Annotated in this window: 16 protein-coding genes; 14 read left to right on the top strand and 2 right to left on the bottom strand. The window is 60.4% G+C overall.

Features of this window, described 5'->3' with window-relative positions; all coding sequences use genetic code 11:
* Window positions 1-13: 13 nt before the first annotated feature.
* From tatA to tatC, 3 genes are all read left to right on the top strand, one after another.
* Window positions 14-256 carry a Sec-independent protein translocase subunit TatA gene (gene tatA / locus ACCD11_RS10550; protein WP_007835282.1) on the top strand — a complete coding sequence of 81 codons (243 nt, stop codon included), beginning with the start codon at window positions 14-16 and terminating at the stop codon, window positions 254-256.
* A gap of 16 nt (window positions 257-272) precedes the next feature.
* On the top strand, window positions 273-740 hold the full coding sequence (tatB, locus tag ACCD11_RS10545; RefSeq protein ID WP_007835284.1) for a Sec-independent protein translocase protein TatB: 468 nt from the start codon (window positions 273-275) through the stop codon (window positions 738-740).
* A gap of 65 nt (window positions 741-805) precedes the next feature.
* Window positions 806-1,615, top strand: a complete 810-nt coding sequence (gene tatC / locus ACCD11_RS10540; RefSeq protein WP_056586067.1) for a twin-arginine translocase subunit TatC — start codon at window positions 806-808, stop codon at window positions 1,613-1,615.
* Between the two features lie 27 nt (window positions 1,616-1,642).
* Here the strand turns inward: tatC and ACCD11_RS10535 are convergent, their stop codons facing one another.
* A complete protein-coding gene (locus ACCD11_RS10535) occupies window positions 1,643-2,809 on the bottom strand; it encodes a trypsin-like peptidase domain-containing protein (protein ID WP_007835300.1) in 1,167 nt (388 codons plus the stop codon).
* 296 nt (window positions 2,810-3,105) lie between these two features.
* Between ACCD11_RS10535 and ACCD11_RS10530 the strand changes: the two genes are divergently transcribed.
* From ACCD11_RS10530 to pdxA, 3 genes are all read left to right on the top strand, one after another.
* Window positions 3,106-4,455, top strand: coding sequence for an MFS transporter (locus ACCD11_RS10530; RefSeq protein ID WP_413313816.1), 1,350 nt, complete (start codon window positions 3,106-3,108; stop codon window positions 4,453-4,455).
* Window positions 4,452-5,225 carry a Nif3-like dinuclear metal center hexameric protein gene (locus tag ACCD11_RS10525; protein ID WP_007835304.1) on the top strand — a complete coding sequence of 258 codons (774 nt, stop codon included), beginning with the start codon at window positions 4,452-4,454 and terminating at the stop codon, window positions 5,223-5,225. Before ACCD11_RS10530 ends, ACCD11_RS10525 begins: the two co-directional genes overlap by 4 nt.
* A gap of 64 nt (window positions 5,226-5,289) precedes the next feature.
* Window positions 5,290-6,330 (top strand): 4-hydroxythreonine-4-phosphate dehydrogenase PdxA, encoded by a 1,041-nt coding sequence (pdxA, locus tag ACCD11_RS10520; protein WP_413313815.1) that lies wholly within the window; start codon window positions 5,290-5,292, stop codon window positions 6,328-6,330.
* On the opposite strand, the gene mscL is transcribed toward pdxA, so the two are convergent.
* A complete protein-coding gene (gene mscL / locus ACCD11_RS10515) occupies window positions 6,327-6,758 on the bottom strand; it encodes a large conductance mechanosensitive channel protein MscL (RefSeq protein ID WP_413313814.1) in 432 nt (143 codons plus the stop codon). The two genes, pdxA and mscL, sit on opposite strands and share 4 nt — an antisense overlap.
* A gap of 537 nt (window positions 6,759-7,295) precedes the next feature.
* Here mscL and ACCD11_RS10510 point away from each other — a divergent pair.
* The 8 genes from ACCD11_RS10510 (at window position 7,296) to ACCD11_RS10475 (ending at window position 15,997) form a co-directional block, all read left to right on the top strand.
* A complete protein-coding gene (locus ACCD11_RS10510; RefSeq protein ID WP_413313842.1) occupies window positions 7,296-8,372 on the top strand; it encodes a polysaccharide biosynthesis/export family protein in 1,077 nt (358 codons plus the stop codon).
* A 130-nt stretch (window positions 8,373-8,502) separates the two neighbouring features.
* Entirely contained in the window at window positions 8,503-9,804 is a 1,302-nt protein-coding gene (locus ACCD11_RS10505) for a nucleotide sugar dehydrogenase (RefSeq protein WP_413313813.1), read from the top strand.
* Window positions 9,805-9,828: 24 nt separating this feature from the next.
* Window positions 9,829-10,776 carry a Gfo/Idh/MocA family protein gene (locus tag ACCD11_RS10500; protein ID WP_413313812.1) on the top strand — a complete coding sequence of 316 codons (948 nt, stop codon included), beginning with the start codon at window positions 9,829-9,831 and terminating at the stop codon, window positions 10,774-10,776.
* 17 nt (window positions 10,777-10,793) lie between these two features.
* Window positions 10,794-11,384: a DapH/DapD/GlmU-related protein gene (locus tag ACCD11_RS10495; RefSeq protein WP_413313811.1), complete on the top strand. Its 591-nt coding sequence runs from the start codon at window positions 10,794-10,796 to the stop codon at window positions 11,382-11,384.
* Complete coding sequence (locus ACCD11_RS10490; protein ID WP_413313810.1) at window positions 11,381-12,466, top strand: DegT/DnrJ/EryC1/StrS family aminotransferase; 1,086 nt, start codon at window positions 11,381-11,383, stop codon at window positions 12,464-12,466. Before ACCD11_RS10495 ends, ACCD11_RS10490 begins: the two co-directional genes overlap by 4 nt.
* 7 nt (window positions 12,467-12,473) lie before the next feature.
* Window positions 12,474-13,898, top strand: a complete 1,425-nt coding sequence (locus ACCD11_RS10485) for an oligosaccharide flippase family protein (RefSeq protein ID WP_413313809.1) — start codon at window positions 12,474-12,476, stop codon at window positions 13,896-13,898.
* A complete protein-coding gene (locus ACCD11_RS10480) occupies window positions 13,898-15,193 on the top strand; it encodes a hypothetical protein (protein ID WP_413313808.1) in 1,296 nt (431 codons plus the stop codon). Before ACCD11_RS10485 ends, ACCD11_RS10480 begins: the two co-directional genes overlap by 1 nt.
* 66 nt (window positions 15,194-15,259) lie before the next feature.
* A complete protein-coding gene (locus ACCD11_RS10475) occupies window positions 15,260-15,997 on the top strand; it encodes an AAC(3) family N-acetyltransferase (RefSeq protein ID WP_413313807.1) in 738 nt (245 codons plus the stop codon).
* Window positions 15,998-16,000 lie beyond the last annotated feature (3 nt).

The following is a 16,000-nucleotide window of genomic DNA, read 5'->3' as shown; positions in this document are numbered from 1 at the left end:
TTAGGAGTTCTCCATGGGTTCTTTTTCCATCTGGCACTGGCTGATCGTGCTGCTCGTCGTGGTCATGATCTTCGGCACCAAGAAGCTGCGGAACATGGGTTCGGACCTTGGCGGCGCCGTCAAGGGCTTCAAGGACGGCATGAAGGACGGTTCGTCCGACGCCGCCACCCCGCCGGCCCCCACCCAGCAAGTGACTGGCCAGCCGGCCAACAGCGACAAGTCGACGATCGACGTCGAAGCGCGTCAGAAGTCCTGAGCGCGGGCAGCAGCACGTGCTCGACCTCGGCATTGAGAAGCTGGCGCTGATCGGCGTCGTGGCGCTGATCGTCATCGGTCCGGAAAAGCTGCCGCGCGTGGCCCGCACCGTCGGCACCTTGCTCGGCAAGGCGCAACGCTACGTGAACGACGTCAAGGCCGAAGTCAACCGCTCGATGGAGCTCGACGAGCTCCGCAAGATGAAGACCACCGTCGAGGATGCGGCGCGCGACGTCGAGCACAGCATCCACACCGGCGCGAGCGAATTCGAGAAGCAGTTCAGCGGTTCGGGCGAAACCCTCTCGGCGCTGGCCGAACCCGAGCCGTCGCCGCCCGAATACAAGCATCCCCGCAAGAACTGGCGACTGAAGCAGGGCGCCACGCCGCAGTGGTACAAGGCGCGCAACGGCGTGCGCACCAAGGCGCTGTCGGGTGCCGCGCGTGTCGCGCGCTTCCGCCCGCACACGATCAACAAGATCAACTAGCGTCCCCCACCACCGCGTTCCGCGAGCGCCGCACGCCGGCCGACGTCACGCTATCTTCTTTTCCAATGGCCGATTCCGACAACAAGAACAAAGACAAAGAAGACGAACTGGCGGGCACCGAACAGCCGTTCGTGGCGCACCTGGTCGAGCTTCGCGACCGCCTGCTCTACTGCGTCTATGGCCTCGTGGTCGCGGGCATCCTGCTGGCCATCTGGCCCGGCCCGGGCGGGTTGATCGACCTGATCGCGATGCCGATCAAGGCGCACATGCCGCACGACGCGAAGCTCATCGCCATCGGCGTGTTCTCCCCGTTCTTCGTGCCGCTCAAGGTACTGATGATGGCGGCCGTGCTGCTGGCGCTGCCCTGGCTCATGTACCAGGCGTGGATGTTCGTCGCGCCCGGGCTCTACAGCCATGAAAAGAAATTCGCGCTGCCGCTGATCTTCTTCGGCAGCCTGCTGGCCTATGCCGGCATTGCCTTCGTGCAGCTCTTCGTGCTGGACAAGATGTTCAGCTTCATCCAGCGCTTTGCGCCCGCAGCGGTGCAGGCGACGCCCGACATTTCGTCGTACGTCGAGGCCATCCTGTCGCTGTACATCGCCTTCGGCGTGGCCTTCCAGGTGCCGATCGTCGTGATGCTGCTGGTGCGCTTCGAGATGGTGACCATCGAGAAGCTCAAGTCCTTCCGCGGTTACTTCATCGTGGTCGCGTTCGTCGTGGCCGCGGTGCTCACGCCGCCCGACGTGGTGTCGCAGCTGGCGCTGGCGGTGCCGATGTGCCTGTTGTACGAGGTGGGCATCATCGGTGCCAAGTACTTCGCCAGTGCCGCCAGGAAGCCCGAGGAAGACGAAAGCGCCGATTCGGCGCAGTCCTGACCTGCCGGCTGGCCTGACGGCAGCCCGTTATTCGGGCTGCTGCTGATTCGGTACCTGCCGCACCGGGCTCTTCGGCCGCAGGCCCGGCATCACGTCCAGTTCCATCTTGTCGCTGCCGCGCTGCAGCGCAAACCTCGCGGTGCTGCCGGGCTTCAGGCCGGCCACCGCGGTCAGCAGCGCCTGCACGTTGTCCGTCTTCTTCTCGCCCACCGAGGTGATCACGTCGCCGGGTCGGATGCCGGCCTTCGCGGCCGGGCCGTTCTGCAGCACGCCGGTGATGATCACACCGGTGTCCGCCTTCACGCCGAAGGTCTCGGCGAGTTCGGGCGAGAGTTCGTTCGGCTCCACGCCGATCCAGCCGCGGCGCACCTGGCCTTCCTTCACGATCCCTTCGAGCACGATCTTGGCCATCGACACCGGAATGGCGAAGCCGATGCCCATGCTGCCGCCCGAACGCGAATAGATCGCGGTGTTGATGCCCTGCAGGTTGCCGTTGACGTCGATCAGCGCGCCGCCCGAGTTGCCAGGGTTGATGGCCGCGTCGGTCTGGATGAAGTTCTCGAAGTTGTTGATGCCGAGCTGGTTGCGCCCCAGCGCCGAGACGATGCCGCTGGTCACGGTCTGGCCGACACCGAATGGGTTGCCGATGGCCAGCACCTGGTCGCCCACCTGCAGCGCGTCGGAGTCGCCCAGCACGATCGCCGGCAGCTTGTCGAGCTCGATCTTCAGCACGGCCAGGTCGGTGTCGGGGTCGGTGCCGATCACCTTGCCGCGCGCGTGGCGGCTGTCGTTGAGCGTTACCTCGATCTCGTCGGCGCCCTCGACCACGTGGTTGTTGGTGAGGATGTAGCCGTCGGCGCTCACGATCACGCCGCTGCCCAGGCCCACCTGGGGCTGGTCGTCCTGGTCGCCGAAGAAGAAGCGGAACCACGGGTCGTTGCTGCGCGGATGGCGTTGCGCGGCCTTGCTGGTGTTGATGCTCACCACCGCCGGCGAAGCCTTCTTGGCCGGCACGCTCAGGCTGCCGGCCGTCGGGATGTTCGGGTTGCCCGCGGGCGCCTCGACGATCGACACCACGCCGCCCAGCGAGGTCGCGCGCTTGTGGATCCACTCGGGCTTGAGCGTCGCGACGACGAAATAGGCCGCGAGCAGGACAGTCACGGCTTGTGCAAAGAGCAGCCAGGTGCGTTTCATGAAAGATTGGTGAAAAAGACGTTGGAAGGCTGCCGTGGAGCGCAGCGATGTTGTCAATTGTCCCTCAACCGCACGGAACAGAAACCGCGCCACGCGGTCGAGATTGGGCTGGCTGCACTGCGTGAATCCGGGTTAACCCGTAGCATCGCTCCACAGGTCCCACCCGGCCCATGTTTCCCCGGCCTCCCGCGCTGCCCACCCGGCGGAAGCGGCCAGGCATTTCGTCGGCGCGCCATTTTTCCGTTTTCTCACCTGGTTTCGCGGGCTGGCGCGCGGTCACGACCTTCCTGCCAGCCATGACTTCACAAGCAACCCTCCCTGACGGCGCGCAGCCGGCACCGGCACGCACGCTCGGTTCGAGCGACTACAAGACCCTCGGCCTGTCCGCCCTCGGCGGCACCCTGGAGTTCTACGACTTCGTCATCTACGTGTTCTTCGCCACCGTGCTCGGGGCGCTGTTCTTCCCGGCCGACATGCCCGACTGGCTGCGGCAGCTGCAGACCTTCGGCATCTTCGCGGCCGGCTACCTGGCGCGCCCGGTGGGCGGCATCGTCATCGCGCATTTCGGCGACATCTTCGGCCGCAAGCGCATGTTCACGCTGTCGATCTTCCTGATGGCGGCGCCCACGCTGGTGATCGGCCTGCTGCCGACCTACGCGAGCATCGGCGTCGCGGCGCCCCTGCTGCTGGCCATGCGCGTGCTGCAGGGCGCGGCCATCGGCGGCGAGATGCCCGGCGCCTGGGTGTTCGTGGGCGAGCACGTTCCGGCCAGGCGCTACGGCTTCGGCATCGGCATGCTGACCTCGGGCATCACCGGCGGCATCCTGCTGGGCTCGCTGGTTGCGGTGGCCATCAACCGGCACTATTCGCCGGTGCAGGTGAGCGAGTTCGCCTGGCGCCTTCCCTTTGTGCTGGGCGGTGTGTTCGGGCTGGTGTCGGTGTACCTGCGCCGCTTCCTGCACGAGACGCCGGTGTTCAAGGAGCTGGCCGGGCGCCGCAGCGTGGCGCGCGAGATGCCGCTGCGCACCGTGCTGCGCGAGCATCGCCTGGCCTGCGTGTACGTTGCGCTGCTGACCTGGGTGCTGTCGGCCGCCATCGTGGTCGTGGTGCTGTACACGCCCACCTACCTGCAGAAGGTGCACCACATTCCCGCCGCGCTGGCGCTCGAAGCCAATGCGCTCGCCACGCTGACCCTGACGCTCGGCTGCATGCTGGCCGGCTGGGCCAGCGACCGCATCGGCACGCGCACCGTCATGCTGATCGGCTGGGGCGGCCTGTTCGCCACGGCCTATCTGTTCTACAGCGGGCTGCCCGGCACGCCGTCGACGCTCTATGCTCACTACGCGCTGGTGGGCTTGTTCGTGGGCACCATCGCCACGGTGCCGATCGCGGGCGTGCGCGCCTTCCCGGCGCCGGTGCGCTTCACCGGCCTTTCGTTTGCCTACAACATGTCGTACGCGGTCTTCGGCGGACTGACCCCGGTGATCCTCACGCTCTGGCTGCAGCGCGACACCATGGCGCCGGCGCACTACGTGGCAGCGCTGGCCGGGCTGGGCTTCCTGCTGGCGCTGTTGCCCCTGGCCGCTCGTGGCCATGCCATGCGGGATGGCGCGGCCATCGCGGGCGGCGCGACAATGGCGCGATGAGCACCACCCGCCACGAACTGCTTCACGCATTCGACCTGCTGCTCGCCCCCGGGCGCTTCAAAGACTACGGACCCAACGGCCTACAGGTCGAAGGGCGCACCGTGGTGCGCAAAATCGTTTCGGGCGTAACCGCCAGCCGCGCGCTGATCGAGGCCGCGATCCACGCCGATGCCGATGCCATCTTCGTCCACCATGGCCTGTTCTGGCGCGGCCAGGACGGCTGCGTCACCGGCTGGATGAAGCAGCGCCTGGGCCTACTGCTAGGTGACGACGTCAATCTCTTCGCCTATCACCTGCCGCTCGATGCGCATCCCGAACTCGGCAACAACGCACAGCTCGGCCTGCAACTGGGGCTCGTGGCCCATGCTGGATCGGCCGGGCGCTTCGGCGAGCAGGAACTGGGTTTTCTCGGCGCGCAGGAAAACGGCGAAGGCTTCGCCAACGCCAAGGCGCTCGCCACCCATGTCGAAAAAGTGCTGAAAAGACCGGTCACACTCGTCGACACGGCGCATCGCGCCATCAGGAACATCGCGTGGTGCACCGGCGGCGCGCAGGGCTACTTCGAAGCCGCCATCGCGGCCGGGGCCGACGCCTTCATCACCGGCGAGATCTCGGAGCCCCAGGCCCACTACGCACGCGAGATGGGCGTGGCCTTCCTGGCCTGCGGGCACCACGCCACCGAACGTTACGGCGCGCCAGCCGTGGCCGGGCACGTTGCGGCGCAGCTCGGGCTGAAGCACGAGTTCATCGACATCGACAACCCGGCATGAGCGCAGCGCCGGGTCGCCCCAAGCAAGCTTGCACCGCAGTGCGGAGCACGGAGGTGCCTTTCCAATGAGCGCTGCCATCGCCATCACCCTCGGGGATCCCGCGGGCATCGGCCCCGAGATCATCGCCAAGGCCTTTCGCGACGCGCCCGATGCAACGCATGGCGCGTTCGTTGCCGGCGATGTGGGCACGATGCGCAAGGCCTCGCAGGCGCTCGCAGCACCTGGGCTGCCGGCATGGCCGGTGCTGGAAATCGAAACCGCCGCCGAAGCCGCGACGGTGCCGCCGGGCTGCATTCCCGTACTGCAGGTGATTGCGCCGCCATCGCCAATCGAGCTGGGCCAGATCAGCGCCGAAGCCGGCCGCGTGGCCGGCGAATGCGTCGTCTGGGCCGCGCGGGCCGCGCTGCGCGGCGAAATCGGCGCCATCGTGACCGCGCCGCTGCACAAGGAAGCGCTGTCGGCCGCCGGCTTTCCGTACCCCGGCCATACCGAACTGCTGCAGGCCGAGGCCGCCGCCCACCTGGGCCGCACCCTGGCCGACTTGCCGGTGCGCATGATGCTGGCCAACGACGAGCTGCGCACCGTGCTCGTCAGCATCCACATGTCGCTGCGCCACGCCATCGAGGCGGTGCATTTCGACGGTGTGCTCGAAACCCTGCGCATCACCCACCGCGCGCTGACGCATGCCCTCGGCCGCGTGCCGCGCATCGGCGTGGCGGGGCTCAACCCGCATGCGGGCGAGGGCGGCCTGTTCGGTTCGGAAGAGCGCGAGATCATCGCGCCGGCCATCGAGGCCGCGCGCGCCGAAGGCATCGACGCCAGCGGCCCCTATGCGCCCGACACCGTCTTCATGCGTGCGCGCGCCAGGCAGGGCGTGCCGTCCAGCGGCGAGTTCGACGTGGTGGTTGCGATGTACCACGACCAGGGCCTGATCCCCGTCAAGTACCTGGGCGTGGAGAAGGGCGTGAACGTGACGCTGGGACTGCCGCTGGTGCGGACCAGCCCCGACCACGGCACCGCGTTCGACATCGCGGGCACGGGCCTGGCCGATGCTTCGAGCCTCGTCGAGGCGCTGCGCATGGCCCGCGTGCTGAGGGGCGCTTAAGGGCGCTTGAGGCTGTCGCGGATTTCGCGCAGCAAGGTGATGTCTTCTGGCGTTGCGGCGGGAGCAGGCGGCGCGGCCTCTTCGGTCTTCCGCAGCTTGTTGATCTGCTTGACCATCATGAAGATGATGAAAGCAAGGATCACGAAGTTAACGGCCACGGTAATGAAGCTGCCATAAGCCAGTACCGGAACGCCGGCCTTCTTCAGGTCTGCCAGTGTGTTCGCCACGCCGGGGGGCGCGGTGCCCAGCACCACATAGAGGTTCGAGAAATCGAGCTTGCCGAACACCACGCCCACCAGCGGCATGATGATGTCGCCCACCAGCGAGTCGACGATCTTGCCGAACGCGGCGCCGATGATCACGCCCACCGCGAGGTCGATGACGTTGCCCTTGACGGCAAATTCCTTGAATTCACTGAGGATGCTCATGATTCAAAAGGCTGCTGGAGCTCTGCTGTTGAAAGAGCGTCGAGTATGCCCGCGGAAGCGCGCCGAGATCAGCTGCCCGGCGTGAAGCATTCGGCGCATTTGATCTATTTGCCTCATCCGCGATGCGGAAAGAAAAGTGCGTGCTTAGGTGTACCCAGTTTCAGTAGTTTTAGTTACAAAAGGAAACAGGGCCCCCGTGGTGACTCATCCGAGCGAGGTGCCACTGTTAGGATCACGCCCGCCGCTACGACAAGCGGACCGGTATTGACATGCAGTTGCATGTTCCCGGTTCAGCGCCTCCACGAGGCACTCTGCGCCCTGGCAGTGCCCAGCAGTGTGCCTGCGGTAACCACGAATTGTGAAAAAGAATTGCACCGCAATGAGTGCATGCGTAGTTTTTATCGCCTGGCAATTTTGGCGCTAAAAAATTGGAATTTCCTTGGGGGATCGGAATTGAGAAGAAATGCAAATGTCCTGAAGTTGGCTTCGACACTGGCATGTGTGGTGGTGCTTCAAGGCTGCGCGGTCGTGCCGGGCATGGGCAACGTGGAGCCCTACGAGGCAGGGGGCGAACTGGCATCCCAGTTCCGCTATCTTCCCGACGAGGCGCCCGAAGGCCAGATTACCCCCATTTCCCTCGCGCTCGTGCGCACGCTGGCGCAAGCGGCCCCGAAGGGCGTTCCGCCTGAGGTCAATGCGCTGTTCGGCAAGAGCGAGCGCTACACCATCGGCCCCGGCGACGTGGTGGGCGTCATCGTTTACGACCACCCCGAACTGCTGCCGAATGCCGGCGCCGTCATTTCGCAGGCTGCGGACCCGACGGGCGTGCAGGTGGCCCCCGGCTTCATTGTCGATTCCGACGGAGAGGTCGCCTTTCCGTACATTGGCCGCGTGCGGGTGGCCGGGCTGAGCGAGGGCGACGCCTCCGACCTGATCGGCAAACTGCTCCTTCCGCACATCCGCGACCCGCAAGTGACCGTGCGCATCCAGTCGTTCCGCAGCCGCCGTGCGTATGTAGAAGGCGAAGTGCGCACCCCCGGCTCGCAGATCTTCACCGACGTGCCGATGACGCTGAACGAAGCCATCAACCGGGCCGGCGGCATTACGGCCGCGGGCAACCGCTCGGCGGTCACGCTCATTCGCAACGGCCAGTCGATTCGGATCGACATGACCAGGTTGCGCGAAGCCGGCTACGACGGCAACAGCATTCCGCTGAAAAACGGCGACACCGTGCGCGTGGCCAACCGGGAAGACGACAAGGTCTTCCTCATGGGCGAAGTCGTGGCCCCACTGGCGTTGCCCATGCGCAGCAACGGCCGCCTCAGCCTGAGCGAAGCGCTGGGCGAAGCCGGGGGCACGTTGAACTCCACCGCCAACGCCGGCCAGATCTACGTCATTCGCCAGGGCGCGACGGGCGCACCCGCCATCTTCAACCTCAATGCGCGGAACCCGGCAGCGCTTGCCATTGCGAGCCAGTTCAGGCTGCAGTCGCAGGACGTGGTCTATATCGACCCCGTGCCGCTGGTCAAATGGAACCGCGTGGTCAGCTTGATCCTGCCGTCGGCGACGGTGGCCAACGCCGCCAGCGAGATCTACGTCAGGCACGCGAACTGAAGCCCGGGCTGTTCCTTCTCTGACGAGATGCGAGAAGTGATCGGGCCCTTGAAGGCAGCGATTCAGGTGCGATAGGGCGACGGCTTCCATCGAGAGGGCGCTGTCGAAGTTCTTTTCCAGTGTTCCCATCATGCAAGCCATACATCCAAATCAACCCATTGCAATCATCGGCCTTGGTTATGTGGGCCTTCCCCTTGCCGTGGAGTTCGGCAAGAAGCGTTCCGTCGTTGGCTTCGACATCAATGCCAAGCGCATTGCCGAACTTCAGGGGGGAAGTGATCACACCCTGGAAACCACGCCTGAGGAACTGAAGGCCGCCACGCGACTGGCCTTCACGTCGCACGCTGACGACCTGCGCGACAGCGCCGTCTTTATCGTGACTGTGCCGACGCCCATTGACGATGCCAACCGGCCCGACCTGACCCCCTTGGTGAAGGCCAGCGAAACCATCGGCAAGGTGATGCGGCAAGGCGCGATCGTGATCTTCGAGTCGACCGTGTATCCGGGCGCCACCGAGGAAGTCTGCGTGCCTGTGCTGGAAAAGTTCAGCGGCAAGAAGTTCAACGTCGACTTCTTCTGCGGCTACAGCCCGGAGCGGATCAATCCGGGGGACAAGGTCAACACGCTCACCAAGATCAAGAAGATCACCAGCGGCAGCACCCCTGAAGTCGCAGACGTGGTCGATGGCCTCTACAACGAGATCATCACCGCGGGCACGCACAAGGCTGCCAGCATCAAGGTGGCCGAGGCCGCCAAGGTGATCGAGAACACGCAGCGCGACCTGAACATTGCATTGGTCAACGAACTCTCCGTGATCTTCGAGCGCCTGGGCATCGACACGCTCGATGTGCTCGAAGCCGCAGGCAGCAAATGGAACTTCTTGCCGTTCCGTCCGGGCCTGGTGGGTGGGCACTGCATCGGCGTGGACCCCTACTACCTGACGCACAAGGCAGAACAGGTCGGCTATCACCCCCAAGTCATTCTGGCTGGCCGTCGCATCAACGACAACATGGCCCGCTATGTTGCCCGCAACACCATCAAGCTGATGTTGAAGAACGGCATGGACGTGCCTCGCTGCCGCATCGGCGTGCTGGGCATCACCTTCAAGGAAAACTGCCCGGACATCCGCAACAGCAAGATCGTGGACATGGTGCGCGAGTTCGAGGCGTGGGGCGCTTCCGTCGAAGTCGTGGACCCATGGGCTGACGCCGAAGAGGTCGCCCATGAGTATGGCCTTCAGTTCGGCAAGGTCGATGCGGAGCATCCTGTCGATGCCCTCGTTGTCGCCGTCGGTCATAACGAATACCGCAGCGCGACGATGGCCGAACTGCGTGCCCTGTGCCGTGGCGAGCAGCCCGTGCTGGTCGACGTCAAGAGCCTGTTCAGTTCGCAGGAGGCCCGTGACAGCGGCTTCTCCGTGTTCCGCCTGTAAGTCATTTCCCGCTTCTTCTTCGACATGAAAAACTTTGCACTGATCGGCGCCGCCGGATACATCGCCCCGCGCCACATGCGTGCCATCAAGGACACGGACAACCATCTTGCGGTGGCCTACGACATCAACGATTCGGTCGGCATCATCGACAGCATTTCGCCGCAGAGCGAGTTCTTCACCGAGTTCGAGCGCTTCTACGAGCATGCGCAGCAACTCAAGCGCAACCTCGCGACCGCGCTGGACTACGTGGCGATCTGCAGCCCCAACTACCTGCACCATCCGCACATTGCTGCAGGCCTGCGCCTGGGTTGCGACGTGATCTGCGAAAAGCCACTGGTACCCACGCCCGAGCTGGTCGATGAGTTGGAGCGGGTTGAAAAGGAAACCGGCAAGCGCGTCTTCAATATCCTGCAGCTGCGCCATCACGACGCCATCCTGAAGCTGCGCGACAAGGTGGCAGCGGCGCCCGCGGACACCAAGTTCGACGTCGAGCTGACCTACATCACCTCGCGCGGCAAGTGGTACATGGAAAGCTGGAAGGGCGACAACCGCAAGTCGTTCGGCGTGGCGACCAACATCGGCGTGCACTTCTACGACATGCTGCACTTCATCTTCGGCAAGCTGCAACGCAACGTGGTGCACTACAGCGGCACGGCAAAAGCGGCGGGCTACCTCGAATACGAACGCGCGCGCGTGCGCTGGTTCTTGTCCATCGATGCCAACGACCTGCCCGCCGATGTGAAGGGCAAGAAGACCACCTTCCGCAACATCGACATCAGCGGCGAGAAGCTCGAATTTTCGGAAGGCTTCACCGACCTGCACACGGTGAGCTACAAGGAAATTCTGGCCGGTCGTGGCTATGGCCTCGAGGATGCACGTCACTGCATCGAGACCGTCAACGTGATTCGCAGCGCCACGCCCGTCCAAGGCGAGCAGGGCGAAGTGCATCCGTTCGTGCGGCATCTCGCCTGACGCGCCGCGAGTCCGGAATGGCATACAAAGCTCACCCCACCGCGATCGTCGACGAGGGCGCCCGCATCGGCGACGGCACCCGCATCTGGCATTGGGTGCACATCAGCGCGCAGGCTTCCATCGGCGAGGGCTGCTCGCTCGGCCAGAACGTCTATGTAGGCAACGACGTTTCCATAGGCAACAACGTCAAGATCCAGAACAACGTCAGCGTGTACGACGCGGTGACGCTGGAGGACGACGTGTTCTGCGGACCGAGCATGGTCTTCACCAACGTCTACAACCCGCGCTCAGCCGTCACGCGCAAGGACGAATATCGCCGCACCCTCGTGAAGCGGGGCGCCACGCTGGGCGCCAACTGCACCATCGTCTGCGGCAACACCGTGGGCGAATTTGCCTTCATCGGCGCGGGTGCCGTGATCAACAGGAACGTGCCGGCCTATGCGCTCATGGTCGGAGTGCCCGCCAAGCAGATCGGCTGGATGAGCGAGTTCGGCGAACAACTCGCACTGCCACTGCAAGGTGCAGCTGAAGCCGTTTGCGCGCACACCGGCGCGCGTTATGTACTCGACGGCAATGCCGTGACCAAGCTGGAAGCCAAGGCACCATGATCGAATTCATCGACCTCAAGACTCAGCAAGCCCGTATCAAGGACCAGATCGACGCGGCCATCCAGCGCGTGCTGGCACACGGTCAATACATCCTCGGCCCTGAAGTTGCCGAGTTGGAAGAGAAGCTTGCGGCCTATACGGGCGCTAGGCATTGCATCACTGTGGCCAACGGCACTGATGCCTTGCAGATCGCGCAAATGGCGCTGGGCATCGGGCCGGGCGATGAAGTCATCACGCCGGGCTTCACCTACATCGCCACTGCCGAGACGGTGGCGCTGCTGGGTGCCAAGCCGGTGTACGTGGACATCGATCCGCGTACCTACAACCTGGACCCGGCGCTCTTGGAAGCTGCGATCACCCCGCGGACCAAGGCCATCGTCCCGGTGAGCCTGTATGGCCAGTGCGCCGACTTTGACGCCATCAATGCGATTGCCGCCCGACACGGGATCCCTGTGATCGAGGACGCGGCGCAGAGTTTTGGCGCTACCTACAAGGGGCGCAAGAGTTGCAACCTCAGCACCATCGCGTGCGCCAGTTTCTTCCCCAGCAAGCCACTGGGCTGCTATGGGGACGGCGGGGCCATCTTCACCAACGATGACGAACTGGCCAAGGTGATGCGGCAGATTGCCCGGCATGGGCAGGATAGGCGGTACCACCATGTTCGGGTGGGGGTGAATAGTCGGTTAGATACGCTGCAAGCGGCTGTACTGCTGGCTAAGCTTGAGATCTTCGATGATGAAATTGAAAACCGTCAGCGCGTGGCCGCCGAATACAAGCGCGTTCTGGATGAGATGAGCATCGTCGCTACCCCTTATATCGAGCTGAATAATCAAAGCGCTTGGGCGCAATACACCGTGCGAGTTGCTAATCGCGATTCATTACAGGCAAGGTTGAAAAATGTCGGTGTACCAACTACCGTTCACTATCCGACTCCGCTAAACCAGCAGCCGGCGGTAGCCGATAGGCAGGCAAATCTTCCAATTGGAGACGCAATAGCTAAAGAGGTGCTGAGTTTGCCAATGCATGCATATCTGACCTCGGGCGATCAATTAAAAATAGCTTCAGTACTGGCTGAGAATTAAGAATTAAATGTCAGTTCAACACGCTGTCGTGACGTTGCGTGCCAAATTGCAGTCTATCGGGCGTGGCAGCTTTTTGCGCTCAGTAGGGGTACTGGTGAGCGGTACGGCCTTCGCGCAAGCTCTTACCTTCTTAGCACTCCCCTTCGTAACCCGGCTATACACGCCTGCAGATTTCAGTGCTCTCGCAGTCTTTGTCTCAGTCTTGTCGATTATTTCCGTAGCGGCCTGTCTGCGTCTGGAAATTGCTATCCCGTTGCCAGAAAGCGACGAAGATGCTGCTCAGTTGCTCGCGCTGGCGTTGCTGACCTGCACCGTTATTTCGGCATTTGCAGGTATTGCCGCCTGGTGTTTCCCATTGCAGATCGCAATCCTCACAGGGCAGCCTGTACTTAGGCCGTATTTATGGATGCTGCCATTAAGCATTTGGATGGCGAGCGCATATTCTGCAATTCAATATTGGTCGACACGAAAAAAAAAATTTGGCGCCATCGCCAAGACTCGCATTAACCAAGCCATCAGTGGAATTGGAGTTCAAATCGGATTGGGCTGGTTAGGTTTCGCGCCGGCCGGTTTGTTGCTAGGGCAAATGATTAATAGCGGTGCGGGCTTGCTGGGCTTGCTGCGAAATACCGTACGTGAAGATCGTGCGAGCCTTCAGCGCATTAGCTGGTTTGGTATGCGCCGAATGTTTCGGCAATATGAGCGATTTCCCAAATATTCAACATTCGAGGCATTTTCTAATAATGTCGGTGTTCAATTGCCAGTTATTATTATCGCGACCCTGGCGACTGGGCCGGAGGCCGGATACTTGATGCTGGCGACTCGTGCAATGGCTGCTCCAATGTCCTTGATTGGCAGCGCCGTTTCTCAAGTCTATCTATCTCGTGCCCCGGAAGAACTACGTGCCGGAAGGTTGGCCGATTTTACCTCTCAGATTATCGGTGGCTTAGCAAAAGGCGGAATTGGGCCTTTGCTATTCGCGGGAATCCTGGCGCCATCCTTGTTTATTTTGATATTCGGGGAAAAATGGCAACGCGCCGGCGAATTGGTTGCATGGATGACGCCCTGGTTTATCGTGCAACTGCTGGCGTCCCCAGTGTCCATGACTCTACATGTAACGGGAAATCAGCGAACCGCCCTAGGCTTGCAATTCGTCGGGCTTATATTGCGGGTTGGAGCAGTAGCGATTTTTGGCTCCCTCCAACCCGCGTTGGTTGTCGAGGCTTACGCAATTTCAGGGTTTATTTTCTATTGCTTATACCTATACGTGGTGATGCGTCATTCAGGTATTAGTTTTTCGATGCTCAGTAGAGAGTTATCGTCGAGTGCAAAAATTGTTTCGCTTTGGATTATGGGGGCGGTCGGCTTAACATTTGGCTCCCCATGGTTGGCAGCACTCGGAAAAACCCTTATGAATATGGGAGGTCGCTGATGCGAGCCGCTCGCCCAATGAATTTTAGGCTCATAAAACAGTTTGGGCTGTATTCTGTTTTCTTTTTGTCTTTTATATTTATATACAAGATATACATCACCGATTTGTATGGCTACATGGGGTATGTTGATGAGTTGTCTGTCTCAAATTTTCCTCTGTCGTTCATGGCCATCGCTTTTTGTATAGTGCTGGCAGATCGTCCTCAAAAACCCTCCGGCCTATTTCTTCATTTTGCCCTTGCAACCATTGTTTTGCCCTCAATGGTTCTGTACTGTGCCGCAAGCTTGCCATTTTATTATTATTTTACGGTTGTATCTGGGTTTGCAGTGATGGCCGTTGCGTCTCGATGGGTGACGATGCCTAGGGTGGTGATTTTTGATCGCGTGAATGTGGATTGGCTTCGAATATTTGTCGTGATTTCGGTTTCCTCCGTCGCGGCAATTTTGATGCTGGGTGGCGCTCGATATCTTAATTTTGATCTGTCCGCCGTATATGACTTCCGAGAGGATGCCGCAAAAAACTTGCCCGCGATATTTCACTATATTGACCCCGTAGTGGGGAAGGTGGTTATTCCTTTTGGGATGGTCTTTTCTGTGCTGGCAAGGCGCTGGATTTACGCTCTAGTATTCACCGGCTGCTCTGTTTTACTTTTTTCGCTGACGGCTAATAAAGCACTGTTGTTTTACCCTGCAATAGTATTTATCGTATATAGAATTTCAGAATCAACCGCGGTTATTAAGTATTTTTTGCTTGCTTTGATCTTTGGACTGGTTATCGCAGGAGTCGATTTTTACTATTTCGACGTAAACAGTGGAACACCATGGTTTGGAAATCTTTTTGTCCGGCGAGCGTTGCTGATGCCATCAATGCTGAATTGGTTTTATTTGGACTGGTTTTCTAGGAATGATTTTTATTATTGGGCCGACTCGAAGTTGAGTTTTGGCTTGGTAAATGCTCCAAACTCTTTGCGTTTCGTTAATTTAATAGGCTCGGAGTATCTTGGAGGCGAGAACACCTCGGCTAATGTGGGTTGGTTGGGGAGCGGCTATGCGAATGCTGGACTAATGGGTGTATATCTATATTCTTTTTTGACCGGCCTGATTTTTTCGCATCTGAATTCCTATGCAAAAAAAATGGGCTCGAAGCTCATAGTTTCTCTTTTTGCGGTTCCCGTGCTAACAATTTTGACTTCGACAGATCTCTTGACAATTTTTTTGACACACGGATTTCTTTTTGCTCTGATCGTCATTGGACTGGTAAAGCCTACTACTGACAAAAGACCGATGGCGACTTGACCGATTCGGAAATGAAAGAGCGATTCTTGTTTGCTCAGGAATTTTCAATTTTGATCGAATTCAAAGATGCTTGAAGCTATATCCGAAATTCTTTATGTGAGAGCATCTCTAAAACCCCTTGCGCGTCAAATCCGCAATGAAGGAGGTGTATTAAATTATTTGCATTCGAAGATTTCCTTCAGGGAATTGATTGCGCCCCATTTCTTTAGCGCTAGACCGATTTGGAGGCGATCTACCAACTCGGTACAACCTTTGAAAACAAATTCTGGTGCCCTTGGGAAGTTCGTCGCAAATTGCCCTGGAGCCGTATTGAGCCGGCATCCAACCCATACATTTGCTGGTGTCGGAGCCAAAGTGATTGATGTACTCCAAAGGCATGATGCGAACACCTCGTGTTTCGAACCCCTAAGTGAGTTGGTCAATCGACATGACTTTTCAATGCTTTTGCTGGGCTGTTTAGAAGAAAGCCCTGGATTTTCTACCGTTCATGTCGCGCAAAATCGGCTCGGATTAAGTCAGAAACATCTACTACGGTTTCTACTGCGATGGGACCACATCGGGGTAAGCGGAGTTTCACAAACTGCGACTGAGGCTCCTGGGTGCAGCCTTTCTTTTGATAAGTTCTATCCATATTACGAAGCCGATGCGAATCTAATTCGCGGTGAATGGGATGGTGTCAACTGGTTATTTGTGCCTTCGGCGCGTCGAGCCTTGCAAACGGAACTCGCGCTGCTTCGCGGCCAAGGTAGATTCGTCGACTGCGGGCGCTTGACCTGCGCGAGTTGTCGGTTTCGTTGGTATTGAAGA

Source organism: Variovorax sp. Varisp36 (assembly GCF_047304235.1).
In the GTDB taxonomy this organism is placed as follows: domain Bacteria; phylum Pseudomonadota; class Gammaproteobacteria; order Burkholderiales; family Burkholderiaceae_C; genus Variovorax.
The sequence above is the reverse complement of the archived record's forward strand: the minus strand, read 5'-3'. Positions and strand labels throughout refer to the sequence as shown.